The sequence below is a fragment of the Caballeronia glebae genome (assembly GCF_001545035.1).
GTDB lineage: Bacteria > Pseudomonadota > Gammaproteobacteria > Burkholderiales > Burkholderiaceae > Caballeronia > Caballeronia glebae.
Genome location: NZ_FCOJ02000005.1, coordinates 144,571 through 169,986 on the forward strand (window position 1 = coordinate 144,571; position 25,416 = coordinate 169,986).

The window sequence follows — 25,416 nt, forward strand, 5'->3', positions numbered from 1 at the left end:
CGTTAGATTTGTTCCCGGATTTGCCCTCCCCGGCGAGCGTTCGTCGCTCCGGCAAACCGTTATTTTTTCCGCTGCCGTCCCCGGCGCTCTTTGCGACGAACGGCCACCAAGCGAGACAGGATTTTTGAATGTTCGGTTTTTTGCGCAGCTATTTCTCCAACGACCTGGCGATTGACCTCGGCACCGCCAACACGCTGATCTACATGCGCGGCAAGGGCATCGTCCTCGACGAGCCATCGGTCGTTTCGATTCGCCAGGAAGGCGGCCCCAACGGCAAGAAGACGATTCAGGCGGTCGGCAAGGAAGCCAAGCAGATGCTCGGCAAAGTGCCGGGCAACATCGAGGCCATCCGCCCGATGAAGGACGGCGTGATCGCCGACTTCACCGTCACCGAGCAGATGATCAAGCAGTTCATCAAGACCGCTCACGAATCCCGCATGTTCTCGCCGTCGCCGCGCATCATCATTTGCGTGCCGTGCGGCTCCACGCAGGTCGAGCGCCGCGCCATCAAGGAAGCGGCACACGGCGCGGGCGCGTCGCAGGTCTATCTGATCGAAGAACCCATGGCCGCGGCAATCGGCGCGGGCCTGCCGGTTTCGGAGGCAACGGGTTCCATGGTCGTCGACATCGGCGGCGGCACGACGGAAGTCGGCGTCATCTCGCTGGGCGGCATCGTGTACAAGGGTTCGGTGCGTGTTGGCGGCGACAAGTTCGACGAGGCTATCGTCAACTACATTCGCCGCAACTACGGCATGCTGATCGGCGAGCAAACCGCGGAAGCCATCAAGAAGGAAATCGGCTCGGCGTTCCCCGGCTCCGAAGTGAAGGAAATGGAAGTCAAGGGCCGCAATCTGTCGGAAGGCATTCCCCGCAGCTTCACCATTTCGAGCAATGAAATTCTCGAAGCGCTGACCGACCCGCTGAACCAGATCGTGTCGTCGGTGAAGATCGCGCTGGAACAGACGCCGCCGGAACTCGGCGCGGACATCGCCGAGCGCGGCATGATGCTGACGGGCGGCGGCGCGCTCCTGCGTGACCTCGACCGCCTGCTCGCGGAAGAAACCGGCCTGCCCGTGCTCGTCGCCGAAGATCCGCTGACCTGCGTGGTGCGTGGCTCGGGCATGGCGCTCGAACGCATGGACAAGCTCGGCAGCATCTTCTCGTACGAGTGATCTCCCAACTTTCGCCCTGCTTCTTCCGGGCGTAATGATCTTCGACGCGACAGCCATCAGCACCCGCGTAACGCGACGCGCGCACGGCCCGGCATCTGTCCGGGCCGTTGTCGGAACTGCGTAGGGCAGGCTTCGCCGCCGGCGAAATGACCTGCAGCATCGAACCATCCGTTCACGGCCCTCGGCGCCGACCATGGAATACAGTCCGCCGCCTCTTTTCAAGCAAGGCCCATCCGCGCTCGCGCGCCTGATCTTCTTCGTGGTGCTCGCCATCGCGCTGCTGGTCTCGGACGCTCGCTTCAGCACGCTGGAAATCGTTCGCGGAATGCTCGGCGCGGGGCTTTATCCGTTGCAGCGCGCGGCGCTGGTGCCGCGCGACATCTTCATGGGCGCCGCGGATCTCGCCGTGACGAGCGCAACGCTGCGCGGCGAAAACAAGACCCTCGCCGACAAGAACCTGGAACTTTCCGTGAAGGCAGGCGACGCGGCGCAACTCGCCACCGAGAATGCGCATTTGCGCGCGCTGCTCAATCTGCAATCGCGCGCGACCACGGACGAAACGCCTGCCGAAATCCAGTACGACACGCGCGATCCGTTCACGCAGAAAGTCGTGATCGGCAAGGGTTCGCAGCAGAATATTCAGGACGGCGCGCCGGTCGTCACCGAAGACGGTGTGATCGGTCAGGTCACGCGCGTGTTTCCGTTGCAGTCCGAAGTCACGCTGCTCACCGACAAGGACCAGGCCGTTCCCGTGCAAATCGCGCGCACCGGCTTGCGCAGCGTGATCTACGGCACGCCGAAGGGTGACACGCTCGATCTTCGCTTCGTACCGATCAGCGCCGACGTGCAGGCCGGCGACGAACTCGTGACGAGCGGCCTCGACGGCATTTATCCGCCGGGCCTGCCGGTCGCGAAGGTGCTGCGCGTCGACAAGCAGGCGGACACGGCGTTCGCGCGCGTCGTCTGCGTGCCGATCGCGGCGGTGCGCGGCGCGCGCCAGTTGCTCGTGCTGCACTACAACTTGAATCAGCCGCCGAATCCGATCGAAGTCGAAGCGGCCGCTGCCGCCAGGGACGCGAAGGAAAACAAGGGCAAGAAGAAGCCCGCGCCGAAGGCGGCGGTCGCAGCGGGCGCGAGCGGCGCATCGGCGGCGGCGGGCGCGTCGGCTCCCGCGCTGGCGGCAACCGTGCCGGCCAAGCCCTCGGAAGCGTCCGCGGCCAAGGCGACGCCGCCCAAGGCGGCATCGGGCGCGGCGGCGAAGTCGTCGAAGAAGGCGCACGCGCCGAAACCCGCATCTTCGGGAGCCGCGCGATGAACCGTCCGCAATACATCCTGCAGCCGGTCAACCCGTACTTCATCACGTTTAGCCTGGCCGCCGGGTTCCTGCTGAACCTGATGCCCTGGGGACGGCTCATCGGCGTGCCGGATTTCGTCGCGCTCGTGCTGCTGTTCTGGAACGTGCACCAGCCGCGCAAGGTCGGCATGGGCATCGCGTTCATGCTCGGCATCCTGATGGACGTGCACAACGCGAATCTGCTCGGCGAACACGCGCTGGCTTACACGCTTCTTTCGTACGGCGCGATCACGATTCATCGCCGCGTGCTGTGGATGACGCTGCCTGTGCAGACGTTCGTCGTCGCGCCGCTGCTCGTGGGCGCGCATCTCGTGCCGTTCGTCATCCGCCTGATGACGGGCGCCGCGTTCCCCGGCTGGAGTTATCTGGTCAACGGTTTCGTCGAAGCGCTGCTCTGGCCGATCGCAAGTTTTCTGTTGCTGATGCCGCAACGCCGCGCCGCCGACCCGGACGATACGCGTCCAATCTGAGTCTTGCCACGCGGCGCCGGATCACGGAATAAACCGCCGCGCGAACTACACTTGAATCGCGAGCACACCGCGAAAGCTGCATGACCGAAATAAAGAACACCGAGCAACAGTTGTCGAAGTTCCGCCTGCGCGTCGCGGCGGCGGGACTGTTCGTGTTCATCTGCTTCGGGCTGATCGGGCTGCGTTTCCTCTATTTGCAGGTCTGGCATTTCAGCAAATACTCGTTGCAGGCGAACGAGAACCGCATTTCAGTCGCGCCGATCGTGCCGAATCGCGGCATCATCACCGACCGCAACGGCGTCGTGCTGGCGAAAAACTATTCGGCGTACACGCTCGAAATCACGCGCTCGAAGATCAACGGCACGCTCGACGAAACTATCGACGAACTCTCGCAGGTCATTCCGATCGACGCGCGCGACCGTCGCCGTTTCAAGAAACTGCTCGAAGACTCGAAGAATTTCGAAAGCCTGCCGATCCGCACGCGTCTCACCGATGAGGAAGTCGCGAAGTTCACGGCGCAGCGTTACCGCTTTCCCGGCGTGGAAGTGCGGGCGCGCCTGTTCCGCCAATATCCGCTCGGCGCGACTGCCGCGCACGTGATCGGCTACATCGGGCGCATTTCGCAGCGCGATCAGGAGCGCATCGACGACGCGAGCGACGCCAACGACGAAAGCTCGGATCACTACGATCCGCGCCTCGACGCCAACAACTACAAGGGCACGGATTACGTCGGCAAGATCGGCGTCGAACAGAGCTATGAAACCGAGTTGCACGGACTGACCGGTTTCGAGGAAGTGGAAGTGACCGCGGGCGGCCGTCCGGTTCGCACGATGTCGCGCACGCAGGCGACGCCGGGCAACAATCTCGTGCTTTCGCTCGATATCGGGCTGCAGCAGGTCGCCGAGCAGGCGTTCGCGGGCAAGCGCGGCGCGCTCGTCGCGATCGAGCCGTCCACCGGCGACGTGCTCGCGTTCGTGTCGGCGCCGAGCTTCGATCCCAACTCGTTCGTCGACGGCATCGACCAGCAGACCTGGGATGCGCTCAACAACTCGCCCGATCACCCGCTTCTGAACCGGCCGCTGCACGGCACGTATCCGCCGGGCTCCACGTACAAGCCGTTCATGGCGCTCGCCGCGCTCGCGCTGCACAAGCGCACGCCGGGCTGGGGCTTTCAGGATCCGGGCTACTTCACGTTCGGCAACCACACGTTCCGCAACGACGTGCGTTCGGGCCAGGGCTGGGTGGACATGAACCGCGCGATCGTCGTCTCGAACGACACGTATTTCTACATGCTCGCGCGCGATCTCGGCGTGAACGCGATGGCCGGCTTCATGAAGCCGTGGGGCTTTGGCCAGATCACGGGTATCGACATCGCGGGCGAGGCGCGCGGCATTCTTCCGTCGACGGAATGGAAGCGCAAGGCGTACCGCAAGCCCGAACAGCAGCGCTGGTACGAAGGCGAAACGATCAGTCTCGGCATCGGTCAGGGCTACAACTCGTTCACGATCCTGCAGCTCGCGCACGCCACCGCGACGCTCGCGAACGACGGCGTCGTGATGAAGCCGCACCTCGTGCGCGACGTCGAGAACCCGATCACGAAAGACATACGCGTAACCGTGCGCGACGCGAGCAGCAGGATTCCGGTCAGGCAACAGGACATCGATTTCATCAAGCACGCGATGCAAGGCGTCGTGACGAACGGCACGGCGAACAAGGTCTTCGCCGGCGCGCCGTATTCCGCGGCCGGCAAGACAGGCACGGCGCAGGTCTATTCGCTGCAGGGCTCGAACTACCGGGGCCACGGAGGCACCGCCGAGCATCTGCGCGACCACGCGCTCTTCATCGCGTTCGCGCCGGCCGAGCAGCCGAAGATCGCAATCGCGCTGATCGTCGAAAACGGCGGGTGGGGCGCGGAATCGGCCGGCCCGATCGCGCGCAAGGTGCTCGACTATTATCTGATCGACCGTCTCAAGCCGGGCGCGCAAGCGGCTGCCGTCGCGGCGGCGGCGTCGGCCACGGCCGATGTCGGTCTGCCGATGATCGGCGGCACGCAATCGCCCGCCGCCGCCGCGTTGCCGGCGTCGGTGGCGAATTCGTCGCCGGCATTTTCGCCGGCGGCCGCGTCGAATCCGGATGTCGCGAAGGCAGTCTCCCCGCCCGCGCTGGCTGCTTCGGCCCCGAAAGCCTCGAAGCCGCGCGCCGCATCGGCTGCGCCCGCTGCGCCCGCGGCGGCGCTGCCCGCGCTGCCGGCTTCCACGCCCGGCCGCGCGCCCGCGCCGAAAAAGCGCGCGACCGAGCCGACGCCCGCCATGGTGCGCGGCAATGAAAACGACGGTGTGCGCGTTCTCGCGCCGTCCGGCGGCATCGACGAGTAAAGGAAACCGCCATGCAACTGCACATGCAATTAGACAAGCGCGAGCTGCTGGACCGCGCCAAGCGCATGTTCGCGGGCTTCGACAAGCCGCTCGCGCTGATCGTGTTCCTGCTGCTCTGCGTCGGAATCGTGACGCTCTACAGCGCCAGTCTCGATATGCCGGGACGTGTCGAAGACCAGTTGCGCAACATCATGCTGACCTTTGGCCTGATGTGGGTGCTCGCCAACATCCCGCCGCAAATGCTGATGCGCTTCGCCGTGCCGCTCTATACGGTCGGCGTCGCGTTGCTGATCGCGGTCGCCGCGTTCGGATTGACGCGCAAGGGCGCGAAACGCTGGCTCAATGTCGGCGTGGTGATCCAGCCATCTGAAATCATGAAGATCGCGATGCCGCTGATGCTCGCGTGGTACTACCAGAAGCGCGAGAGCAACATCCGCTGGTGGGATTATCTGGTCGGCTTCATCATTCTTCTGCTGCCCGTCGCCCTGATCGCGAAACAGCCGGATCTGGGCACGGCGGTGCTCGTGTTCGCGGCCGGCATGTTCGTCATCTATTTCGCCGGATTGAGTTTCAAGCTGATCGTGCCGGTGCTGGTCGCGGCGGTCATCGCGGTGGCGAGTATCGCGACGTTCCAGGACAAGATTTGTCAGCCCGAAGTCGTCTGGCCGATGATGCACGACTATCAGAAGCATCGCATCTGCACGCTGCTCGACCCGACTTCCGATCCGCTCGGCAAAGGCTTCCACACGATCCAGGCGGTGATCGCGATCGGCTCGGGCGGCACGTTCGGCAAAGGCTGGCTGAAGGGCACGCAGGCGCATCTCGAATTCATTCCCGAGAAGCACACCGACTTCATTTTCGCCGTGTTCTCCGAAGAGTTCGGGCTCGCGGGCGGGCTCGTGCTGCTCTTTCTCTACATGGCGCTCATCGCGCGCGGGCTGTTCATCGCGGCGAACGGCGCAACCTTCTTCGGGCGATTATTGGCCGGATCGCTCACGCTCGCGTTCTTTACTTACGCGTTCGTCAATATCGGCATGGTGAGCGGGATTCTGCCGGTCGTCGGCGTGCCGCTGCCGTTCATGAGTTACGGCGGAACCGCTCTGACGACGCTCGGCGTCGCGGTCGGGCTGATCATGAGCGTCGCGCGGCAAAAGCGCTTGATGCAGAGTTAGCCGGCTGTTGTTTCAAGCATGAGCCGCGGCTTCGTCCGCGGCTTTTTTTATCGGCGCGCGCCGTTACTGCGGCTTCTTCTGTTCGAGTTCGGCGCTCAACTGCAGATACTTGAGCTTGGCCGCCGGATCGCCCTGCGCGGCGGCGGCGGCGTAATAAGCGCGCGCGACGTTCAGATTGCGCTCGACGCCATCGCCGCCGCGTTCATAGAACGATCCCGCGACGTACTGCGCGGTCATGTCGCCGCCTTCCGCAGCCTTCTTGTACCAGGTGAACGCCTGCGTGTTGTCGCGCGCGGTGCCGCGTCCGTCGAGGAACTGGTTGGCGAGCGCGAGTTCGGCCTGCACGTGGCCCTGATTCGCCGCGCGCAAGAACCAGCGATGCGCCTCCGCCGGGTCCTTCTCGACGAACTGGCCATCGTCGTACATCTTGCCGTAGACGTATTGCGCGTGCGTCATGTTGGCGTCGGCGGCGCGGCGCAGCCATTTCTTGCCTTCCTGCACGTCCGCCGGGCCGCCTTCGCCGTTGAGCAGCATCATCGCGTAGTTGAATTCGGCGAGACGGCTGCCCTTTTGCGCCGCGCGCCGGAACTCCGATCGCGCCGCGACGAGATTGCCCGCGTTGTAATCAGCGACGGCGTTTTGCGTCGTGATATCGGTCAGCCGGGGCGCGTTGTCGGCGTAGGCCGCGCCAATCGGTATCGACAGCGATATCGACAGGCTCATCGCGGCGATCACCGACGCCATGGCGGTTTTCATGATCTCGCCTCCTGTAACGCCTGACGCGTCGCCTTCAACAGCCACATCACATCCGCGCCGATCGCGACGAGCTTGATGCCCGCCTGCGCGTACTGCTTCGCGCTCGCGGCATCGAGCGCGAAAATGCCGCTCGCGATGCCCGCGCGATTCGCCGCATCGACGATCTTCGTGATCGCCGCCTGCACGTCCGGATGTTTGCCGTCGCCGAGATGACCGAGGCTCGCCGCGAGGTCCGCCGGGCCGATGAAGAGGCAATCGATGCCGGGCGTCGCGGCGATTTCGTCGACGGCTTCGAGCGCCGCCACCGATTCGATCTGCACGATCGTCGCGATCTGCGCATTCGCGCTCGCCATGTAGTCGCGACGCATACCGTATGCCGCCGCGCGCACCGCGCCCGCGACACCGCGCAGGCCGTGCAGCGCCGCTTCGGTCGGATATTGCGTGAGCCGCACGATGCGCGCCGCCTCCTCCGCCGATTGCACGTTCGGGAACATCAGCGTGCGCGCGCCCGCGTCGAGCGCGCGCTTGACGAGCCAGCCCTCGTTGGCCGGCACGCGCACGATTGGCTCGCTCGGCAGATGCGCGGCGGCGATCGCGCGCAACTGGGCGACGACGTCGGCGCTATCGTTCGGCGAGTGCTCCATGTCGATGCATAACCAGTCGAAGCCCGCGTGCGCGAGCGCTTCGGCGGCATCGGCGCTGCCGAGCGACAGCCACAGGCCGAACAAGGTGCCCGGTTCGGAAAAACGCTGCTTGAGGGGATTGGTGAAACTGCTCATCGCGCGTCTCCTTCGAGGGTTTGAAGGATGACCGCGCGCGGCCGCTTGCGGAACGGAAGAAGTGACGGCATGCGTGCGCTCCGTGTCTCGCCGCCTCGGAGGATGGGCGACTCATCGGACGATCATACCGTGACAAAAGCGCGCGCGCCGGAGCGGTTCCCAGCGGCACGCATGCGCGAAATCAGTCGCGCTCGACGTCGGCCCAGCAGTTCGGCGTTTCGAAAAGACGCAAGCGCTTGAGCTTGAGATTGACGCCGTAGTGGGCGTCGTACACGTCCGCGAGAATGTTGAACGCGACGGCCGCCAGGTTCTCGACGGTCGGAATGCGATCCAGCACGACGGTCTTGTGATCCGGCAGCGTTTGCAGGAACTCGCGCACCTTGACATCGCCCTCGTAGACGATGAACGCGTGATCCCACTTGTTGACGAGATGCTCCATCGCGAGCGCTTTCACGTCGGCGAAGTCCATCACCATGCCGCGGTCGGGCGCGCCTTCCACGTCGACGAGATCGCCTTGCAGCGTGATTTCGAGCACGTACCGATGCCCGTGCAAATTGCGGCACTGGCTGCGGTGATCGGGGATGCGGTGGCCCGCATCGAATTCGAGTTTTCGGGTAATCGTCTGCACGTCGGCTGACCGTTTTCTATTCAGGGGATGTTCAGGTATTTGTGCGTCTGCATCGACAGGCGCCACTTCGGATGTCGCTTGCACCAGTCGATCGCCAGCTTCGTGTTGATGTCGCGCGACGGGCCGTCCATCGGTTGCACGAGGAAATAGTCGAAGTCGAGCTTCTCGTAGTCCGCGAGACGCTGGTTGTCCTGCGGCACTACGACCTTCAACTCGTTGCCTTTTGTCACGACGAGCGGCGCGTCGGCCTTCGGGCTCACGCAAATCCAGTCGATGCTATCGAGCACCGGCAGCGAGCCGTTCGTCTCGATCGCCATTTCGAAGCCGGCTTCGTGCAGGGCATCGACGAAAGGCTGGTCGATCTGCAGCATCGGTTCGCCGCCCGTGCACACGACGAACTTGTGCGCCGCGCCTTCCGGCCACAGCGATGCGATCTTCGCGACGAGATCCGCAGGCGTCTTGTACTTGCCGCCGTTCTCGCCGTCCGTGCCAACGAAATCTGTGTCGCAAAACTGGCAGACGGCGTCCGCCCGATCTTCCTCGCGTCCCGACCACAAGTTGCAGCCCGCGAAACGGCAAAACACGGCCGGACGCCCGGCATTGGCGCCTTCGCCCTGCAACGTGTAGAAAATTTCCTTTACCGCATACGTCATGACTGCCCTGTCTGCCTCGTAAAACCCGTCGTAAATGTCAAACCGGTGCGGTATCGACCTGCTCGCCCGCGCGATACGCCTCATAGCCACGCTTACGCAGTTTGCATGCCGGGCACTGGCCGCAACCGAAGCCCCAGTCGTGCAGTTCCGCGCGCTCGCCGACATAGCACGTATGCGTCTCGACGCGGACCAGTTCGACGAGCGCTTCGCCGCCGAGCGTTTCAGCGAGCCGCCAGGTATCGGCTTTGTCGAGCCACATCAGCGGCGTTTCGAGCGCGTAGCGCGTTTCCATGCCGAGATTGAGCGCGACCTGCAGCGCTTTCATCGTGTCGTCGCGGCAATCCGGATAGCCGGAGAAGTCCGTCTCGCACATGCCGCCGACCAGCACCTTCAACCCGCGCCGATACGCCACTGCCGCCGCGATCGTCATGAACAGCAGATTGCGGCCCGGCACGAACGTGTTGGGCAGGCCGTTCGCGGTCGCCTCGATTTCGATCTCGCGAGTCATCGCGGTATCGCTGATCGCGCCGAGCACGGACAAGTCGACCGTGTGATCTTCGCCCAGGCGCTCGGCCCACTGCGGAAACTCGCGCACGATCGCGGCGCGAAAACCCTCGCGGCACTCCAGTTCCACGCGATGGCGTTGTCCGTAGTCGAAACCGAGCGTCTCCACCGTCTTGTAACGTTCGAGCGCCCAGGCGAGGCACGTGGCCGAGTCCTGGCCGCCGGAGAACAGCACGAGTGCGCTGTCTTTAGCGTCTATCCGAGTCACCGTGAAAGCTCCGTACTCCGTGAATGTGATGGGCGTTGCACGCCGCACAGGCAGTCGGAGTGACCGGACTTCGCGACGCGCGGCGCGGGCGAGACGCCCGCGAGTCCAGTATAGGCCGGCGGCCTTCGCCCGGACGCGCACGCCTTTTATGCCGCCGATAGCGGAATGCGAGACGGATGCTGAAGTACCGGGCGATTGTTCCGGCGCATTGCACGAGCGATTCAGAGCGCCGAAAAGAAAAGGACTTGCGGGTCCGAGGACGAGGCAAGTCCTTAATTCGGCGCGAATTTTAACACGGAGCACGGTTGCTCGCCGAGCTCGGCGCTTTCCGGCGTGTCCTCGGGGCTGGTGCTACGGCCGAGCCGGGTGATTCGGCAATTAATGCCATCATCAGAAGAAATAAATCGGCAATTCCGGGGAACTGGCTAAACCCGGCACTCGCCACGCCGATATACATGTAACAGGATGGCGCATTCTCGTTACATCCACCGGCACCTTTTACCTTAGCCCGCTGGACAAAGCTTCGCGCCACTTCGAACCCGGTCGAGCCACGGCCGGCCTTAATTCGTAGTTCGAACTTATTTCGACTTTGAGCCCTCCCGCAGGGTTACGCCGGGCCGTAGGTCCGTTTTCCGATCCGCCCTCGTTCGCGACGCTCCGGAAGCCGTGCCTACTTCACCGACACACAACACTTCGATTAGTAGTACACACGATGAAAAAATACATTAAGACCAATTCACGCGTCATCGACCCGTTGTATGCACCCAAGGCAGGCCTCATCGCCATTGCAGTCGCGACGAGCCTGCTGATCGCAGCCTGCGGCGGCGGCGGCAACGACGCCCTCGACACAGCATCGACCGCAGCGGCGGCAAGCCGCAAGACGGCGGCGGCGACCGTGCCGGCCGTCAGCACGATCTTCTACGGTGCGAACGGCCACAACAACGAAGGCGGCGCCTACGACATCTCCAGTCCGGCGCTGCAACTCTCCCAGTTGCAGGATCTCGGCGTGAAGCTGTATCGAAACGAGGTGTACAGCCAGGGCTCGGCCAACAAGCTCGCGGGCATCGCGAAAACGATGGCGGCGGGCGGCGTAACCGTGTACCCCGTAATGCTGATGAGCATCGACTTCAACAACGAGACCGACGCCTATAACGCCGGTTATCAACTCGGCGTCTGGACGGCCACCGCTTACCACTACCCGTACTACGAAGTGTCGAACGAACTCGACGCGATGACGCTCACCGGCAACGTGGACGGCGTCTACCCGCAGCAATTCGACAACACGAAGTTCGAGATCGCGCGCGGCGTGATTCGCGGCATGATCGCCGGCGTGAAGTCGGTCGATACGAGCGGCAAGATCGTCATGGGCGGCGGCACGTGGATGCATTACGGTCTGGACCAGATGCTCGCCAACGGCACACAGCCGGACGGCACGACGGGACATCCGGTCGTGAACTGGGACATCACCGCGTGGCACTGGTATTCGGATATGGGCGACATCACGAACGCGTGCGGCGGCACGGGTTGCCATGACGTGCTCGCGACGCTGCAGCAACTCGGCAAGCCGATCTGGATCAACGAATTCGGCGTGCGTCCGTGGCTGGGCTCGGATCAGCAGATCGCGTCCTATCTCGTCGGCAACAAGATGATGGCGGAGTTCGCCGCGGTGGCATCGAAGTACAACATCCAGGCGATCCAGACGTACCAACTCTACGACGATCCCGCAAGCGGCGAAGGCGCGTACGGTCTTCTGAAGAACGACGGCAAGACGCAGAAGGCAGCTTACACCGCGTTCAAGAACTTCGTCGCGGTCAATCCGAAGTGAGCGTCGGGTAGCTGAAAAGAACGCGCGGTCGGCTTGCACGAACTGCGCGTTTTCTTATGCGGAAATTGAAAAAGCCCGAGAGCGATAACACTCTCGGGCTTCTTGCATTCTGGTGGCCTGGGACGGAATCGAACCATCGACACGCGGATTTTCAATCCGCTGCTCTACCAACTGAGCTACCGGGCCAACGAAGAGGTGAAACTATAGCAGAGACTATCGCGCCCCTCAAGTCCCTTTGCGCATTTTTCTAAAAATGCTCACGACCATGCTCAAACGTCATTCTTGTTCTTTCCGAGATCGACGCCTAGCTGCTTCAACTTGCGATACAGGTGCGTGCGCTCCAGTCCCGTCTTCTCGGCGACGCGCGTCATGCTGCCGTTCTCGCGCGCCAGGTGATATTCGAAGTACGCGCGCTCGAACGCGTCGCGTGCGTCGCGCAACGGAATATCGAACGAGATGGATGCCGTCTGCCCCGTCTGGTTCTGCATTGCGCCGCTCGCCGCCGCATCGTTCGATGCGTTCAGCGCCGACGCCGTCGGCAACGCTGCCGCGACAGGCACGCCCGATGCGCTCGCGCTCGACGGAGGCTTCGCCGCCGCCGCTGGCGCCGCGGCCGAGCCGTGCGCGAGGCCCTGCTCGACTGCCTTCAGCAGCTTCTGCAGCGCGATCGGCTTTTCGAGGAAGTTGAGCGCGCCGATCTTCGTTGCCTCGACAGCCGTGTCGATGGTCGCGTGCCCCGACATCATGATGACCGGCATCGTGAGCTTGCCCTGCGCGGCCCATTCCTTGAGCAGGGTGACGCCGTCGGTGTCGGGCATCCAGATGTCGAGCAAAACGAGATCGGGCGTTTGCCGTAGACGGTAGTCGCGCGCGAACTGCGCGTTTTCCGCCACATCCACAACATGGCCTTCGTCGCTCAGGATCTCGGAGAGCAGTTCCCGGATCCCCATTTCATCGTCTACCACCAGGATGGTTGCCATTTACGCTGCCCTTGTCTGCACTGTTGCTTTTGTCGTTCCCTGATTCGCTGCCGTACCCGCGCCGGGCGCTGCGGTATCGTCCGCGAGTTGTAGAAACAGAATCGATATCTGCGCGCCTTCGATCACATCCGCTGTTTTCGAGCGGTTGCGTATGTCGATGCGCGCGCCGTGCTCGTCGACGATCTTCTTCACGGTTGCAAGTCCCAGACCCGTGCCTTTCGCTTTCGTCGTCACGTAAGGCTCGAAAGCACGCGAAAGAATACGCGCCGGAAAGCCCGAGCCGTTGTCCGACACAGTCAGGCGAACCGCGACACGCGCATGACCCGAAGCATCGGGCTCGCCATATTCTACTGTCCTCGTTTCGAGCAGCACACGCGGCTCCGCGACTTCGGCCACCGCATCCTGCGCGTTCTGCAGCAGGTTATGGATAACCTGGCGGATCTGCGTCGCATCGCCGCGGATCACCGGCAGCTTCGCGAGATCGATCTTGATCGGAGTCTTGCCGTCTTCTACGCCGTACAACGTCAGCACTTCCGCGACGAGATCGTTCAGTTGCAGATGGCCGAGCACCGCGGGCGGCGTGCGCGCGTATTCGCGGAAGTCGTCGACCATCTGCTTCATTGCCTGCACCTGATTGACGATGGTTGTCGATGCGCGCTTGAGCACGTCCGCATCCGCCGGCGCGAGTTTATCGGCGAGCTTCATCTGCAGGCGCTCCGCGGAAAGCTGAATGGGCGTGAGCGGATTCTTGATCTCGTGCGCGAGACGTCGCGCGACTTCGCCCCACGCGACCGAACGCTGCGCGGAGATCACATCGGAGATATCGTCGAACACGACGACATAGCCGGTCGTTTCGGCGTCCTCGGTGTCGCTCTCGGTGAAGCTCAGCAATTGCGTGCCGCGCACGAGCAGCGTGAGCGGCTCGCTCTCGCCCGGCACCGTCACCGCGACCTGCTGCTGCCAGTGGCCGCGATCGCCGATCGGATGATCGCTGCCGACCGCCGCCGCATCGCGCTCGGCGAAGGCTTTTCTGACCATCGTGCCGAACTCGGCGAGGACATCGATCTGGTCGAGCGAATGATTGAGCAACGCGGCGAACGGCTGACGGAAGATGCGCTCCGCGCCGCGATTCGCGGTGGAAAGACGGAACTGCCGGTCGAACACGAACACGCCCGCCGTCAGATTCGCGAGAATGCTTTCGAGATACGCCTTCGAATGCTCCAGCGCTATGCGATTGTTCTCCACCGCCGCGCGCGCCTCGGAAAGCTGGCGCGTCATGGCGTTGAAGGACTGCGTGAGAAAGCCGAGTTCATCGCGCGAATTGATTTCGCGCTTGGGCGTGTAGTCGCCTTCGGCCACCTCCTTCGTGCCTTGCGCGAGCAGGAACAACGGCCGCGCGAGCTGATTGCCGAGCGCGAGCGCGAGCATCATCGCGATGAAGGTCGCGAGAAAGAGCGCGAGCGTCAGCGTACCGATATACATCTTGCGCAAACCCGTGCGCCCGAGCCGCTTCTCCTGATATTCGCGATACGCGCGCTGCACGGCATCGGCGTTGCGCGCGAGTTCCTGACTCACGGGCTGCTCAAGCTGCAGGAAACGGTCGACGTGCTGGAATTCCGTGGTCGTCGTCGGATCGGGAATCTTCGTGAGCACCCGTAATCGCAACGCGCCCTTCGGCCCGTTCGATTTCGGATCGCCGTCGATCTCGCCTTCGATCGCGCCATACGGATGATCCTGCGCCTCCCGCAGCATCGTGCCGGTCGGCTCGTTGGCCGGCAGAAGCGCATAGTAGTTGGCCGACGCCTGCGCGACCGTGCGAAGTCCCGGCACACGCTGCGAACTGTTGTTCGACGCGAGATCCTCACGGTTGTATTGATCGCGCGGCCGCTCGAACACGACCGCGTCCTGCACGCCGTATTGATCGCGCAGGCGCAGGAGCGACAGCGTGAGACTTGACTGATCGGCGCTTGCGAGCTGATCGCTCATCTGCCGGCCGCGATTCTTGAAATCGGCGAGCGAGCTTTCGAGCATGCCGCGCCCGAGCGTCAGACCCGAGGTGAGCGCGGTTTCGACATTCACGTCGAACCAGGACTCGATGCTGCGCGACACGAACTGATACGAAACCACATAGATGATCCCGCCCGGCACCACGCCCACGAGCGCGAAGATGAATGCGAGCTTGGCGAGCAGTCGCGTGCCGAAGCGCCCCTGCCTCACCCTCGTCACGATGATGATGAACAGGCCGATGACGATCAGCATGAAGACCAGCGCCACCGCGACGTTCGCCGCGTAAAGCCAGCCGTAATAGCGGTCGAAGAACTCGGTGTTCGCACTGGCGAGCGCGAGCATCACGAGCAGCACGACTGCCGTGAGCGCCACCGTGGAGACCAGCAAGCGGACGACGAAACTCTTCATGTCCGTGCGGCCGCGTCGAAATCTATTTCGCACGTTCCGCCGCCGTAAAATTAAAGCGCTTCCAATCCGAGGAAAGGTTCCAGTCGCGATTGTTCACCGCGTCGATCTGGAACGGCTTGGGCATCAATGCGATGTCGAGTTGCATGCGCACCGATGCGGTATAGGTTTCGCCGCCATGCACCTGATTCCGGTCGATGACATGCCACGAGGTCACGTGCCTGATGACCGCGAGCGCCTCGTTCAGCGATGAAAAACGCAACTGCAGGCCGCCCGTCGATACGCGATATTCGTTCGTGAGCGGCTGATAGGAAAGACGGATGCTCTGCGACACGTTGACCGGCTCTTCATCGAACCAGTACCAGCGCGGCCTCGACAGATTGAAATCGACCGTGAAATAGAGCGGCACGCTGCGGTTCACGGCATCTTCGAGGCTGTTGTTCAGGTCGAAGTCGAAATGCGCGTCGAGACTCCAGCCGGCATTGTCCGCTTGCAGCGACGCGCGCTGCACGGAGATCGTCTCGGCAAACGCGGGGTTGGCCGCGGCGAACGTCAGCCAGAGCGTTAGCGCAGTCCAGATGACGGCCGCGAGCCGAAGCGGAAAAAAGCGTTTGATCGTCACCGTTTCTGAAAGCGCGCGTAGAAGAATCCGTCGTGGTCCGCGAAGGTTTCCGCGTCCCGATGAGGGCTCGCGAGATTTGTACCGTCCGGTGAGTCTTGCGCCGCGCCCGCGTTCGCGCGCGCCGCTGTCGGCAACAATTGCCCCGGCGCGTCCAATCGTACCGCATCTTCATGTGCGGTTCCAAACCAGCGGGCCTGCTCTTCGCCCTCCTCGGGAAAGATGGAACACGTCACGTAAAGCAACTCGCCGCCCTTCGCGACGAGCGGCCACAGCGCGCTCGCGATGCGCCGCTGCTCGGCGACGAGCGCCTCGATGTCCGATGCGCGCCGCAGCCAGCGGATATCCGGATGACGCCGCACGATGCCCGACGCCGAGCACGGCACGTCCGCGAGAATGCGATCGAAGCTCGTGCCGTCGAACCATTGCGCGGGATCGCCCGCGTCGCCCACTTTGATTTGCGCGTCGAGTTTCAGGCGCCGCAGATTCTGTCCAATGAGCCCCGAGCGCTCGGCGTCGCTTTCGAGCGCGATCAGATCGACGTTCGCGAGTTCGAGAATGTGGCCCGTTTTGCCGCCCGGCGCGGCGCACGCGTCGAGCACGCGCATGCCGTCTTTCACGTCGAGCAATTGCACGGCGAGTTGCGCGCCGGCGTCCTGCACCGAGACGACGCCTTCGTCGAAACCCGGAATGCGATCGACGGGCATCGGCGTTTTCAGGCGCACCGCATGCAGACCCGCGGCTTCGGCTTCGATATGCGCTTCCGCGAGGCGCGCGAGATATTCGTCGACGGTTGCGTGCCGTGCATTCACACGCAGCGTAAGCGGACCCTGCGCGTTGCCCGCTTCGAGGACGCGCTCCCATGCATCGGGCTGGCCGCGCTTCACCGCGTCGATCCACCATCGCGGATAGTTCCAGCGCGCGACGGGATCGTTACGCGCTTCGCCGACGAGCGTGTCGCGCTCGCGCAGGAAATTGCGCAGCACCGCGTTCACGAGGCCCTTCGCGAACGCGAATTCACGGCGCGCGGCGATCGCGCTCACCGCCTGATCGACCACGGTGAAGGGCGCGTAAGCGGCGTGCGCTTCGTCGTCGGTCAACAGCGTGAACGCGCAGACGAGCACGTTCGCCACGTGCGGCGGCGGCGCCTTCTTCACGAGCTTGTGCAGGAGCGCGTCGGCGAGCGCGAGACGGCGCATCGCGCGAGACGCGATGTCCTGCACCGCGCCGCGCGCCGTCGGTTGCTTCGCCGACGCGATGACCGTCTGCAACGCCGCTGGAAGCGCGGAACCCGCGCGCACCGCGCCGACGGCATGGGCCGCGCAGTCGAGCGCGAACGCCAGCGAGTCGGGCGCGAGATGCAGTGCGTCCAGACGGGAATGCGCGGCGGCGGGCCGGCGGGATGGCTTGTCGGTCATGGCGAAACGGGAACGGTCGAACGGCAGGCGGAGCGCTTGCGCGAACGGGGATTGTAACTTGCGCAGATCGCGCACCCTGACGGGCGGCCGAGAGCGAAGAAAAAGGCCGTTCCGGCGAACCGGAACGGCCTTCGTTACCACATCAAAAGTTTCAGAAGCGGCCGTTGCGCGCCATCTCCATTAGCCGCGCGACGCGCTCTTCCGTTGCCGGGTGCGTCGAGAACAGGTTCGCGATGCCGCCGCCCGACAGCGGATTCATGATCATCATCTGCGCGGTCGCCGGGTGCGCTTCGGCCGTCGGGAACGGCACGCCGGAAGCGTACGCGTGGATCTTTTCGAGCGCGCTCGCGAGCGCTTGCGGATCGCCCGAAATTTCCGCGCCGCCGCGATCGGCCTCGAATTCGCGCGCGCGGGAAATCGCCATCTGGATCAGCGCGCCCGCGATGGGCGCGAGAATCGCCACCAGAATGCTCGCGATCGGATTCGACGGGCGGCCTTCGTCGTCGCGCCCGCCGAAGAACATCGCGAAGTTGGCGAGCGCGGAGATCGCGCCGGCCATGGTCGCGGAGATCGTCGAGATCAGGATGTCGCGGTGCTTCACGTGCGCCAGTTCGTGCGCCATCACGCCGCGCATTTCGCGCTCGGAGAGCACGCGCAGGATGCCCGTGGTCGCCGCGACCGCCGCGTGCTCGGGATTGCGCCCCGTGGCGAAGGCGTTCGGCGCGTCTTCGTTGATCAGATAAACGCGGGGCATCGGCAACTGGGCGCGCGTGGAAAGCTCGCGCACCATGCGATAAAACTGCGGCGCGGTGGTCTCGTCGACTTCCTGCGCGTTGTACATGCGCAGGACCATCTTGTCCGAGAACCAGTACGAAAAGAAATTCATGCCGAGCGCGACAATCAGCGCGAGCATCATGCCCTTCGATCCGCCGATCATTCCGCCGATCACGACAAAGAGGGCCGTGATCGCAGCCATCAGCATCGCGGTTTTGACCCAGTTGAACATGTCCGGAGCTCCTCTCCCTGATTGCAATGCGCGAAGTGCGCGGTGACAACGATTGTAAGCAAAATGTTAGATAGAGGCGACCGGCAATAATTCAATCCGCGACAGCGCGATTTATCGATGTGTCGTCGCGAGCTTGATGCCGAGCCCGACGAACGCGCCGCCGACGCCGCGATCCAGCCACTTCTTCACGCCCGACTTGCCCGCGAAGCGCTCCGTGACGCTGCCCGCGATCCACGCGACGAAGCTGTTCCAGACCGTGCTCATCGCAATGAACACGATGCCGAGCGCGAGAAAGGCGAGCGTCTTGTGCTGGCTGTCGGCCGCGACGAATTGCGGGAAGAACGACACGAAGAACAGCACGACTTTCGGATTCAGCACGTTCGTGACGAAGCCTTGCGCGAAAAGCTGACCCAGCGATTTCGGTGCGGCTTTTTCTTGCGCCGGCTTTTGTTGCGCGGTGTCCGTGTCGTCGTGTTTCGCGAAAATGAGGCGCATGCCGAGATAAATCAGATAAATCGCGCCGGCGATCTTGATGACGGTGAACGCCGTTGCGGATGCCGCGAGGATCGCCGTCAATCCGAACGCGCACGCGAGCGTATGGACGATGCAGCCCGCAGAAATGCCGAGCGCCGAGACGATGCCCGCGCCGCGCCCCTGAGCGACGCTGCGCCCGACGATATAAGCCGTATCGGGGCCGGGCGTGACGTTGAGCAGAAAGACGGCGATGAGAAAGAAGGTGAAACCGGTAATGCCGAGCATCGGGAACTCCAGACAGACAGGGCGCGTTGACAGCCGTTTATTTTAGCGCCGCGCCTGCTCTGGCGTCCTTCATTGCACGGTGAAACGCTGGCCCTTCGCGAGCGGCGCGCCCGCGAGGAATTCGCGCACGGGAAGGCGTTTGCCGCCCGGTTTCTGCAGCTGCGTGAGTTTCAGCGCGCCGCTGCCGCACGTCACGACGATACCGTCCGAGGAAACTTCGGCGATGGTGCCTGGCTGCGCGTCCGACGAAACATCGACCGGCTGCGCGGCCCATATCTTGATTGCGGCGTTGTCGATCGTGCCGTACGCGCCGGGGAACGGATCGAACGCGCGAATCTGGCGCGCGAGTTCTTGCGCCGGGCGACGCCAGTCGAGCGCGGCTTCGTTCTTCGCGATTTTTTCGGCGTACGTGGTGCCTTCGCTGGGCTGCGGCGTGGACAGCAGCGCGCCATCGCGTTCGAGATCGCGCAATCCCGCGACAATCAGCTCCGCGCCCATGTGCGCGAGCCGGTCGTGCAGCGTGGCCGTGGTGTCGTCGATGAGAATTGGCGTGCGAGCCTCGCGGATCATCGCGCCGGTGTCGAGGCCGGCGTCCATCTGCATGAGCGTGATGCCGGTTTCGGCGTCACCCGCTTCGATCGCGCGATGGATCGGCGCGGCGCCACGCCAGCGCGGCAGCAGCGACGCGTGGATGTTGATCGCGCCGCGCGGCGGGATATCGAGCACTTCCTGCGGCAGGATCAGACCGTACGCGGCGACGACCATCACGTCGTGCGGCGTCGCCTTCAGGAGGTCGATGGCTTCCGCCGCTTCCTGCGGATATTTGCCGGCGCGTCGCAGCGAAGTGGGTTGCGCGACCTTCATGCCATGCTCGACGGCGAAGCGCTTGACCGGACTCGCCGTCAACTTCATGCCGCGTCCGGCTGGCCGGTCGGGCTGCGTCAGAACGAGCGGCACGGAAAATCCGGCCGCGTGAATGGCCGCGAGCGCGGCGGCAGCGAATTCAGGCGTTCCGGCGAAAACCACGCGCAACGATTGGGTCATCGGTTAGAGCGCCTTTTCCAGCTTTTTCATCCGGCCGCGAATGCGCGTCTGCTTGAGCTGCGAAAGATATTCGACGAAAACGTGGCCCGCCAGATGATCCATCTCGTGCTGGATGCACACCGCGAGCAGGCCGTCGCAATCGAGCTCGTAGGTTTCGCCCTTCTCGTTCAGCGCCTTCACGCGCACCTTGTCCGGACGCTCGACGAAATCGTAGATGCCCGGCACGGAGAGGCAACCCTCTTCCCATTCCTTCTTCTGCTCGCTCGTCCAGACGAGTTCCGGGTTGATGAAGACCATCAACTGGTCGTGCGCGTCCGAGACGTCGATCACGATCACGCGTTCATGCGCGTCCACCTGTGTCGCGGCGAGCCCTACGCCGGGCGCGGCGTACATTGTCTCGGCCATGTCGGCGACGAGCTTGCGGATGCGGTCGTCGACCACGGCGACGGGTTTCGCCACCTTGTTCAGACGCTTGTCCGGGTAGTTGAGTATCTTGAGCAGGGCCATGATTCGGATTGTCTACGCGCACCGCGACGCGTGTAAATCGGCCATTCGGCCAGGTTGCGGGTAATGCGGCCGCATGCCGAAGATATGCGGGTGAATCCAGTGGATTCAACGCCGCCGGCAAGCGGCCGATGGGTGTCGCTTCGGGCTTTCAAAATAGCCTGAACGACCTTTCTTTATTTGTTCCGGATCAAAAATCTTAACATGACGACCGCCGACCTGCCGACCGAGGAAGCCGCCTCCACACTCGATTTCGACGAACTGCGCGCCTGGCTGCGGCTCGCGCACGCAAAAGGGCTGCGCCCGCTCGCGCTGCGCACGTTACTCGGTGCTTTCGGCGGTCCGCTCGAAGTTTTATCGGAGAGCTTTGCGACGCTTGCCGAAACCGCCGACGCCCGCGCCGCCGAAGCCGTGCTCGCGCCACCAGGAGACATCGAAGGCGTTCCCTTCGACCACTATATTGAAGCGGCTCTGGCGTGGGCGTCTGAACCGGGCAACCACGTCCTGACACTCGCCGACGCAGCCTATCCGCAAGCGCTGCTCACGATGCCCGATCCGCCGCCGTTGCTCTATGCGAAGGGCAGGCTCGATCTGCTGCAGGCGCGCGCGGTGGCCATCGTCGGCAGCCGGCACGCGACGCCGCAAGGTCTGGAGGACGCGCGCCGCTTCGCCCGCGTGCTGTCGGATGCCGGGCTCGCGGTCGTGTCGGGGCTCGCGCTCGGCATCGATGCATCGGCGCATCGCGGGGCGCTGGAGGGCGCAACGGGCACAGTGTCGGTCATCGGCACGGGCGCCGATCTCGTGTATCCCGCCGCGCATCACACGCTCGCCCACGAAATCGCCCGCGACGGCGCGATACTCTCCGAATGGCCGCTCGGCACGCCCGCGCGCTCGGCCAATTTTCCGCAGCGAAACCGGCTGATCGCGGGATTGTCGGGCGGTGTGCTGATCGTCGAGGCCGCGATGCGCTCCGGCTCGCTCATCACCGCGCGACTCGCCAACGAAATGGGGCGCGATGTTTTCGCGATGCCCGGTTCGGTTCACGCGCCGCTCTCGCAGGGTTGTCATCGGCTGATCAAGCAGGGCGCGAAGCTGGTCGAAACACCGGAGGAGGTGCTCGAAGAGTTCGGTTTTTCGCCAGCGAAGGCAAGTGCGGCGGCCTCTGCGGCGAAGCGCCGGAAACTGCGTCCGATCAGCGCATCGTGGGCATCGGCGAACTTGCATGCCGTGCCCGCGAGCGATGACGCCGAACGCGTGCTCGGCGCGCTCGGCCACGCGCCCGCGACGCTTGAAATCCTCGCCGCGCGTACCGATCTGAACGGCGCGGCGCTTCAAGGCGCGCTGTTGCAGCTCGAATTGTCGGGCCGGGTGGCCGCGCTTGGCGGAGGTCGCTACGCGGCGGTGGAGCGCTCGTGATGCCGCGTCGTGCTACATTCGCGGAAAAATGAGCCGTCCCCGCAACGCATACCCACAAGGATTTCGCACTCGTCATGCCCGCGTTGAATCTCGATACCGATGCCGATCGCATCGCGGAGCGCATCGCCGTGCCCGGCACGCTGTTCGTCGCCTGCCTGTGCGCGCAATGGTGCGGGACCTGCCGCGAATATCGCGAAGGGTTCGACAGGCTGGCGGACGCGCATCCGGACATCTGCTTCGCGTGGATCGACATCGAGAATCACGCCGACCGTTTAGACGACCTCGACGTCGAAAATTTTCCTACCATCCTGATCGAGGACTCGATCACGACGCGATTCTTCGGCACGGTGCTGCCACAGGTGTCCATTGTCGGCCGGATGCTCACCGACCTGACCGCGCTGCCGGGCATGGTCGGTGCGCCGAAACTGCGCCCGGTACTCGTTGCCGCCTGATTGCGACGCGCGCGAAACGTACTTTTCGCGCCTCTCGCAACGCGCTCCGCGAGCCGGAAATCGAAACGCCCGGTTTCCCGCTTCGACGCCCCCCGCGCAAAGCGTGTGCTATAAAGCGGTCGTTAAAGCTGTCCAAACCGGGCCGCTGCCAGTTACCAACTCTTTTTAGTCATGTCCAAAGCCCTGATCATCGCTGAGAAGCCTTCCGTCGCGAACGACATCGCGCGTGCGCTGGGCGGCTTTACCAAGCATGACGAGTACTACGAGAGCGACGACTACGTGCTCTCGTCCGCGGTCGGCCACCTGCTCGAAATCGCGGCGCCCGAGGAGTACGAGGTCAAGCGCGGCAAATGGAGCTTCGCCAATCTGCCGGTCATTCCGCCGCATTTCGATCTCAATCCGATCGCGAAAAGCGAGTCGCGCCTCAAGGTGCTGACCAAGCTGCTGAAGCGCAAGGATATCGACCGACTCATCAACGCATGCGACGCGGGGCGCGAGGGCGAGTTGATTTTCCGCCTGATCGCGCAGCACGCGAAGGCAAAGCAGCCGGTTCAGCGCCTGTGGCTGCAATCGATGACGCCCGCCGCGATCCGCGATGGCTTCGCGCATCTGCGCAGCGACGCCGACATGCAGCCGCTCGCCGATGCCGCGCGCTGCCGCTCGGAAGCGGACTGGCTCGTCGGCATCAACGGCACTCGCGCGATGACCGCGTTCAACAGCAAGGGCGGCGGCTTCTTCCTGACGACCGTCGGCCGGGTTCAGACGCCAACGTTGTCGATCGTCGTCGAACGCGAAGAGAAAATCCGCCGATTCGTTCCGCGAGATTACTGGGAAGTGCGCGCTGACTTCATCGCCGCGAAGGGCCTGTACGAAGGCCGCTGGTTCGATCCGAAGTTCAAGCGCGTCGAAAACGATCCCGAGCAGCGCGATTCGCGCCTGTGGAGTCTCGCGGCGGCGGAAACGGTAGTCGCGGCGTGTCGCGGCAAGACCGGCACCGTGACCGAAGAATCGAAGCCGTCGACGCAAATGTCGCCGCTGCTGTTCGATCTCACGAGTTTGCAGCGCGAAGCCAACGGCCGCTTCGGTTTTTCGGCTAAGAACACGCTCGGCCTGGCTCAGGCGCTGTACGAAAAGCACAAGGTCCTCACGTACCCGCGTACCGATGCTCGCGCGCTGCCCGAGGACTACTTGAGCACGGTCAAGGACACGATGACCATGCTCAAGGAGAGCAACAACTATCTGCCGTTCGCGAAGCAGGTGCTCGACAAGGGCTGGGTGAAGCCGAACAAGCGCATCTTCGACAATTCGAAGATCAGCGACCACTTCGCCATCATCCCGACTCTGCAGGCGCCCAAGTCGCTGTCCGAGCCCGAGCAGAAGCTCTACGACCTCGTCGTTAAGCGCTTCCTGTCGGTATTTTTCCCGGCAGCCGAATATCTCGTGACGACGCGCATCACCGAAGTCTCCGGGCATCACTTCAAGACGGAAGGCAAGGTGCTGGTCGAGCCGGGCTGGCTGCAGATCTACGGCCGCGAAGCCGCGGGCGATGAAGCCAATCTCGTGCCGGTGCAGAAGGACGAAAAGGTCGATGTCGAGAAGGTCGAAGCGCACGGTCTCGTGACCAAGCCGCCCGCGCGCTACAACGAAGCGTCGCTGCTCTCGGCGATGGAAGGCGCGGGCAAGCTCGTCGAAGACGAAGAGTTTCGCGACGCGATGGCCGCGAAGGGCCTCGGCACGCCGGCGACGCGCGCGGCGATCATCGAAGGACTTCTCGGTGAAAAGTACATGGTGCGCGAAGGCCGCGAGCTGATTCCGACGGCGAAGGCGTTCCAATTGATGACCTTGCTGCGCGGTCTGGGCGTCGAAGAACTCACCGCGCCCGAACTGACGGGTCAGTGGGAGCACAAGCTTACGCAGATGGAACGCGGCAGCCTGCATCGCGATGCGTTCATGCAGGAAATCGCGCGCATGACGCAGACCATCGTCAAACGCGCGAAGGAATACGATTCCGACACGATCCCCGGCGATTACGCGACGCTCGAAACGCCGTGCCCGAATTGCGGCGCGCAGGTGAAGGAGAACTATCGCCGGTTTGCGTGTACGAAGTGCGAGTTCTCGATATCGAAAATCCCGGGCGGACGTCAGTTCGAGATTCCCGAAGTCGAGGAATTGCTGCGCGAGAAAACCATCGGACCGCTGTCGGGCTTTCGGAGCAAGATGGGCCGTCCGTTCTCGGCGATTCTCAAGCTCTCGCTCGACGACGAGATCAAGAACTACAAGCTCGAATTCGACTTCGGTCAGGACTCCGGCGGCGAGGACGGCGAACCGCCCGATTTCTCCGAGCAGACGCCGGTCGGCGCATGTCCGAAGTGCCAGTCGCGCGTGTTCGAGCACGGAATGAGCTACGTTTGCGAAAACTCGGTGTCGAATCCGAAGACCTGCGACTTCCGCTCGGGCAAGGTGATTCTTCAGCAGGAAATTGCGCGCGAGCAGATGGAAAAGCTGTTGGGCGCAGGCCGCACCGATCTGCTGACGAACTTCAAGTCGTCGCGCACCGGTCGCAACTTCAAGGCATTTCTCGTGAAGCAGCCGGACGGCAAGATCGGCTTCGAGTTCGAGAAGAAGGAAGCCAAACCGGGGGCGAAGACGGCGGCGAAACGCGGCGCGGCGGCGGAAGCTCAGTCCGACAGCGACGACAGCGGCGATAGCGATGTCGCCGTGGCTGCCAAGACCACGTCCGCGAAAACCGCGGCCAAGAAGGCTCCCGCGAAAAAGGCCGCAGCGAAGAAAGCCGCGGCGAAGAAGGCGAGCTAATCGTTTTCCAGGTCGGCTAGAAAGAAAAACCCCCGC

Annotated in this window: 22 protein-coding genes and 1 tRNA gene; 9 read left to right on the forward strand and 14 right to left on the reverse strand. The window is 63.7% G+C overall.

The window, feature by feature from the left end; genetic code table 11:
- Window positions 1-128 precede the first annotated feature (128 nt).
- The 5 genes from AWB82_RS05400 (at window position 129) to rodA (ending at window position 6,543) form a co-directional block, all read left to right on the forward strand.
- Window positions 129-1,172 carry a rod shape-determining protein gene (locus AWB82_RS05400; RefSeq protein ID WP_004189550.1) on the forward strand — a complete coding sequence of 348 codons (1,044 nt, stop codon included), beginning with the start codon at window positions 129-131 and terminating at the stop codon, window positions 1,170-1,172.
- 193 nt (window positions 1,173-1,365) lie between these two features.
- On the forward strand, window positions 1,366-2,487 hold the full coding sequence (gene mreC / locus AWB82_RS05405; protein ID WP_086966122.1) for a rod shape-determining protein MreC: 1,122 nt from the start codon (window positions 1,366-1,368) through the stop codon (window positions 2,485-2,487).
- The gene (gene mreD, locus AWB82_RS05410; protein WP_086966123.1) at window positions 2,484-2,996 is read left to right on the forward strand and encodes a rod shape-determining protein MreD; all 513 of its coding nucleotides are present in this window, start codon (window positions 2,484-2,486) and stop codon (window positions 2,994-2,996) included. The genes mreC and mreD overlap by 4 nt, the downstream gene beginning before the upstream one ends.
- An 80-nt stretch (window positions 2,997-3,076) precedes the next feature.
- The gene (gene mrdA / locus AWB82_RS05415) at window positions 3,077-5,371 is read left to right on the forward strand and encodes a penicillin-binding protein 2 (RefSeq protein WP_086966124.1); all 2,295 of its coding nucleotides are present in this window, start codon (window positions 3,077-3,079) and stop codon (window positions 5,369-5,371) included.
- A gap of 23 nt (window positions 5,372-5,394) precedes the next feature.
- A complete protein-coding gene (rodA, locus tag AWB82_RS05420; protein ID WP_086966170.1) occupies window positions 5,395-6,543 on the forward strand; it encodes a rod shape-determining protein RodA in 1,149 nt (382 codons plus the stop codon).
- A gap of 63 nt (window positions 6,544-6,606) precedes the next feature.
- Here rodA and AWB82_RS05425 read toward each other — a convergent pair whose 3' ends face one another.
- The 5 genes from AWB82_RS05425 to queC all read right to left on the reverse strand — a co-directional run bounded on the left by AWB82_RS05425 (window position 6,607) and on the right by queC (window position 10,131).
- Complete coding sequence (locus AWB82_RS05425) at window positions 6,607-7,299, reverse strand: tetratricopeptide repeat protein (protein ID WP_086966125.1); 693 nt, start codon at window positions 7,297-7,299, stop codon at window positions 6,607-6,609.
- On the reverse strand, window positions 7,296-8,078 hold the full coding sequence (locus tag AWB82_RS05430; RefSeq protein WP_086966126.1) for an HpcH/HpaI aldolase family protein: 783 nt from the start codon (window positions 8,076-8,078) through the stop codon (window positions 7,296-7,298). Before AWB82_RS05430 ends, AWB82_RS05425 begins: the two co-directional genes overlap by 4 nt.
- A 181-nt stretch (window positions 8,079-8,259) precedes the next feature.
- Entirely contained in the window at window positions 8,260-8,706 is a 447-nt protein-coding gene (queD, locus tag AWB82_RS05435; protein WP_086966127.1) for a 6-carboxytetrahydropterin synthase QueD, read from the reverse strand.
- A 20-nt stretch (window positions 8,707-8,726) separates the two neighbouring features.
- Window positions 8,727-9,359 carry a 7-carboxy-7-deazaguanine synthase gene (gene queE / locus AWB82_RS05440; protein WP_086966128.1) on the reverse strand — a complete coding sequence of 211 codons (633 nt, stop codon included), beginning with the start codon at window positions 9,357-9,359 and terminating at the stop codon, window positions 8,727-8,729.
- 37 nt (window positions 9,360-9,396) lie between these two features.
- Window positions 9,397-10,131 (reverse strand): 7-cyano-7-deazaguanine synthase QueC, encoded by a 735-nt coding sequence (queC, locus tag AWB82_RS05445; protein WP_086966129.1) that lies wholly within the window; start codon window positions 10,129-10,131, stop codon window positions 9,397-9,399.
- A 712-nt stretch (window positions 10,132-10,843) separates the two neighbouring features.
- Between queC and AWB82_RS05450 the strand changes: the two genes are divergently transcribed.
- A complete protein-coding gene (locus AWB82_RS05450) occupies window positions 10,844-11,956 on the forward strand; it encodes a lipopolysaccharide biosynthesis protein (RefSeq protein WP_235023186.1) in 1,113 nt (370 codons plus the stop codon).
- A gap of 110 nt (window positions 11,957-12,066) precedes the next feature.
- Here the strand turns inward: AWB82_RS05450 and AWB82_RS05455 are convergent.
- From AWB82_RS05455 to def, 9 genes are all read right to left on the reverse strand, one after another.
- A tRNA-Phe gene (locus tag AWB82_RS05455) sits at window positions 12,067-12,142 on the reverse strand.
- Between the two features lie 83 nt (window positions 12,143-12,225).
- A complete protein-coding gene (gene esaR, locus AWB82_RS05460) occupies window positions 12,226-12,936 on the reverse strand; it encodes a response regulator transcription factor EsaR (RefSeq protein WP_086966130.1) in 711 nt (236 codons plus the stop codon).
- Window positions 12,937-15,351 carry a sensor histidine kinase gene (locus tag AWB82_RS05465; RefSeq protein ID WP_086966131.1) on the reverse strand — a complete coding sequence of 805 codons (2,415 nt, stop codon included), beginning with the start codon at window positions 15,349-15,351 and terminating at the stop codon, window positions 12,937-12,939.
- Between the two features lie 22 nt (window positions 15,352-15,373).
- Window positions 15,374-15,970 carry a DUF4390 domain-containing protein gene (locus AWB82_RS05470; RefSeq protein ID WP_086966132.1) on the reverse strand — a complete coding sequence of 199 codons (597 nt, stop codon included), beginning with the start codon at window positions 15,968-15,970 and terminating at the stop codon, window positions 15,374-15,376.
- On the reverse strand, window positions 15,967-17,385 hold the full coding sequence (gene rsmB, locus AWB82_RS05475; protein ID WP_086966172.1) for a 16S rRNA (cytosine(967)-C(5))-methyltransferase RsmB: 1,419 nt from the start codon (window positions 17,383-17,385) through the stop codon (window positions 15,967-15,969). Before rsmB ends, AWB82_RS05470 begins: the two co-directional genes overlap by 4 nt.
- Before the next feature lie 151 nt (window positions 17,386-17,536).
- On the reverse strand, window positions 17,537-18,391 hold the full coding sequence (gene htpX, locus AWB82_RS05480) for a zinc metalloprotease HtpX (protein ID WP_086966133.1): 855 nt from the start codon (window positions 18,389-18,391) through the stop codon (window positions 17,537-17,539).
- A 111-nt stretch (window positions 18,392-18,502) separates the two neighbouring features.
- Entirely contained in the window at window positions 18,503-19,150 is a 648-nt protein-coding gene (locus AWB82_RS05485) for a LysE family translocator (protein WP_086966134.1), read from the reverse strand.
- 69 nt (window positions 19,151-19,219) lie between these two features.
- Window positions 19,220-20,194 (reverse strand): methionyl-tRNA formyltransferase, encoded by a 975-nt coding sequence (fmt, locus tag AWB82_RS05490; RefSeq protein ID WP_086966135.1) that lies wholly within the window; start codon window positions 20,192-20,194, stop codon window positions 19,220-19,222.
- A gap of 3 nt (window positions 20,195-20,197) precedes the next feature.
- On the reverse strand, window positions 20,198-20,701 hold the full coding sequence (gene def / locus AWB82_RS05495; protein ID WP_086966136.1) for a peptide deformylase: 504 nt from the start codon (window positions 20,699-20,701) through the stop codon (window positions 20,198-20,200).
- A 201-nt stretch (window positions 20,702-20,902) separates the two neighbouring features.
- On the opposite strand from def, the gene dprA reads away from it, so the two are divergent.
- The 3 genes from dprA to AWB82_RS05510 all read left to right on the forward strand — a co-directional run bounded on the left by dprA (window position 20,903) and on the right by AWB82_RS05510 (window position 25,380).
- The gene (gene dprA / locus AWB82_RS05500) at window positions 20,903-22,114 is read left to right on the forward strand and encodes a DNA-processing protein DprA (RefSeq protein ID WP_086966137.1); all 1,212 of its coding nucleotides are present in this window, start codon (window positions 20,903-20,905) and stop codon (window positions 22,112-22,114) included.
- Between the two features lie 74 nt (window positions 22,115-22,188).
- The gene (locus AWB82_RS05505; RefSeq protein WP_086966138.1) at window positions 22,189-22,566 is read left to right on the forward strand and encodes a thioredoxin family protein; all 378 of its coding nucleotides are present in this window, start codon (window positions 22,189-22,191) and stop codon (window positions 22,564-22,566) included.
- A gap of 171 nt (window positions 22,567-22,737) precedes the next feature.
- Window positions 22,738-25,380, forward strand: coding sequence for a DNA topoisomerase III (locus AWB82_RS05510; protein ID WP_086966139.1), 2,643 nt, complete (start codon window positions 22,738-22,740; stop codon window positions 25,378-25,380).
- Window positions 25,381-25,416 lie beyond the last annotated feature (36 nt).

Bases quoted from the DNA above. Each gene is read 5' to 3' on its own strand.
- AWB82_RS05465 (WP_086966131.1), bottom strand. From the start codon at position 15,351: ATGAAGAGTTTCGTCGTCCGCTTGCTGGTCTCCACGGTGGCGCTCACG.
- AWB82_RS05510 (WP_086966139.1), top strand. From the start codon at position 22,738: ATGTCCAAAGCCCTGATCATCGCTGAGAAGCCTTCCGTCGCGAACGAC.
- AWB82_RS05425 (WP_086966125.1), bottom strand. From the start codon at position 7,299: ATGAAAACCGCCATGGCGTCGGTGATCGCCGCGATGAGCCTGTCGATA.
- AWB82_RS05505 (WP_086966138.1), top strand. From the start codon at position 22,189: ATGCCCGCGTTGAATCTCGATACCGATGCCGATCGCATCGCGGAGCGC.
- queE (WP_086966128.1), bottom strand. From the start codon at position 9,359: ATGACGTATGCGGTAAAGGAAATTTTCTACACGTTGCAGGGCGAAGGC.
- rsmB (WP_086966172.1), bottom strand. From the start codon at position 17,385: ATGACCGACAAGCCATCCCGCCGGCCCGCCGCCGCGCATTCCCGTCTG.
- mreD (WP_086966123.1), top strand. From the start codon at position 2,484: ATGAACCGTCCGCAATACATCCTGCAGCCGGTCAACCCGTACTTCATC.
- fmt (WP_086966135.1), bottom strand. From the start codon at position 20,194: ATGACCCAATCGTTGCGCGTGGTTTTCGCCGGAACGCCTGAATTCGCT.
- esaR (WP_086966130.1), bottom strand. From the start codon at position 12,936: ATGGCAACCATCCTGGTGGTAGACGATGAAATGGGGATCCGGGAACTG.
- mrdA (WP_086966124.1), top strand. From the start codon at position 3,077: ATGACCGAAATAAAGAACACCGAGCAACAGTTGTCGAAGTTCCGCCTG.
- AWB82_RS05430 (WP_086966126.1), bottom strand. From the start codon at position 8,078: ATGAGCAGTTTCACCAATCCCCTCAAGCAGCGTTTTTCCGAACCGGGC.
- htpX (WP_086966133.1), bottom strand. From the start codon at position 18,391: ATGTTCAACTGGGTCAAAACCGCGATGCTGATGGCTGCGATCACGGCC.
- rodA (WP_086966170.1), top strand. From the start codon at position 5,395: ATGCAATTAGACAAGCGCGAGCTGCTGGACCGCGCCAAGCGCATGTTC.
- mreC (WP_086966122.1), top strand. From the start codon at position 1,366: ATGGAATACAGTCCGCCGCCTCTTTTCAAGCAAGGCCCATCCGCGCTC.
- def (WP_086966136.1), bottom strand. From the start codon at position 20,701: ATGGCCCTGCTCAAGATACTCAACTACCCGGACAAGCGTCTGAACAAG.
- dprA (WP_086966137.1), top strand. From the start codon at position 20,903: ATGACGACCGCCGACCTGCCGACCGAGGAAGCCGCCTCCACACTCGAT.
- AWB82_RS05450 (WP_235023186.1), top strand. From the start codon at position 10,844: ATGAAAAAATACATTAAGACCAATTCACGCGTCATCGACCCGTTGTAT.
- AWB82_RS05485 (WP_086966134.1), bottom strand. From the start codon at position 19,150: ATGCTCGGCATTACCGGTTTCACCTTCTTTCTCATCGCCGTCTTTCTG.
- AWB82_RS05400 (WP_004189550.1), top strand. From the start codon at position 129: ATGTTCGGTTTTTTGCGCAGCTATTTCTCCAACGACCTGGCGATTGAC.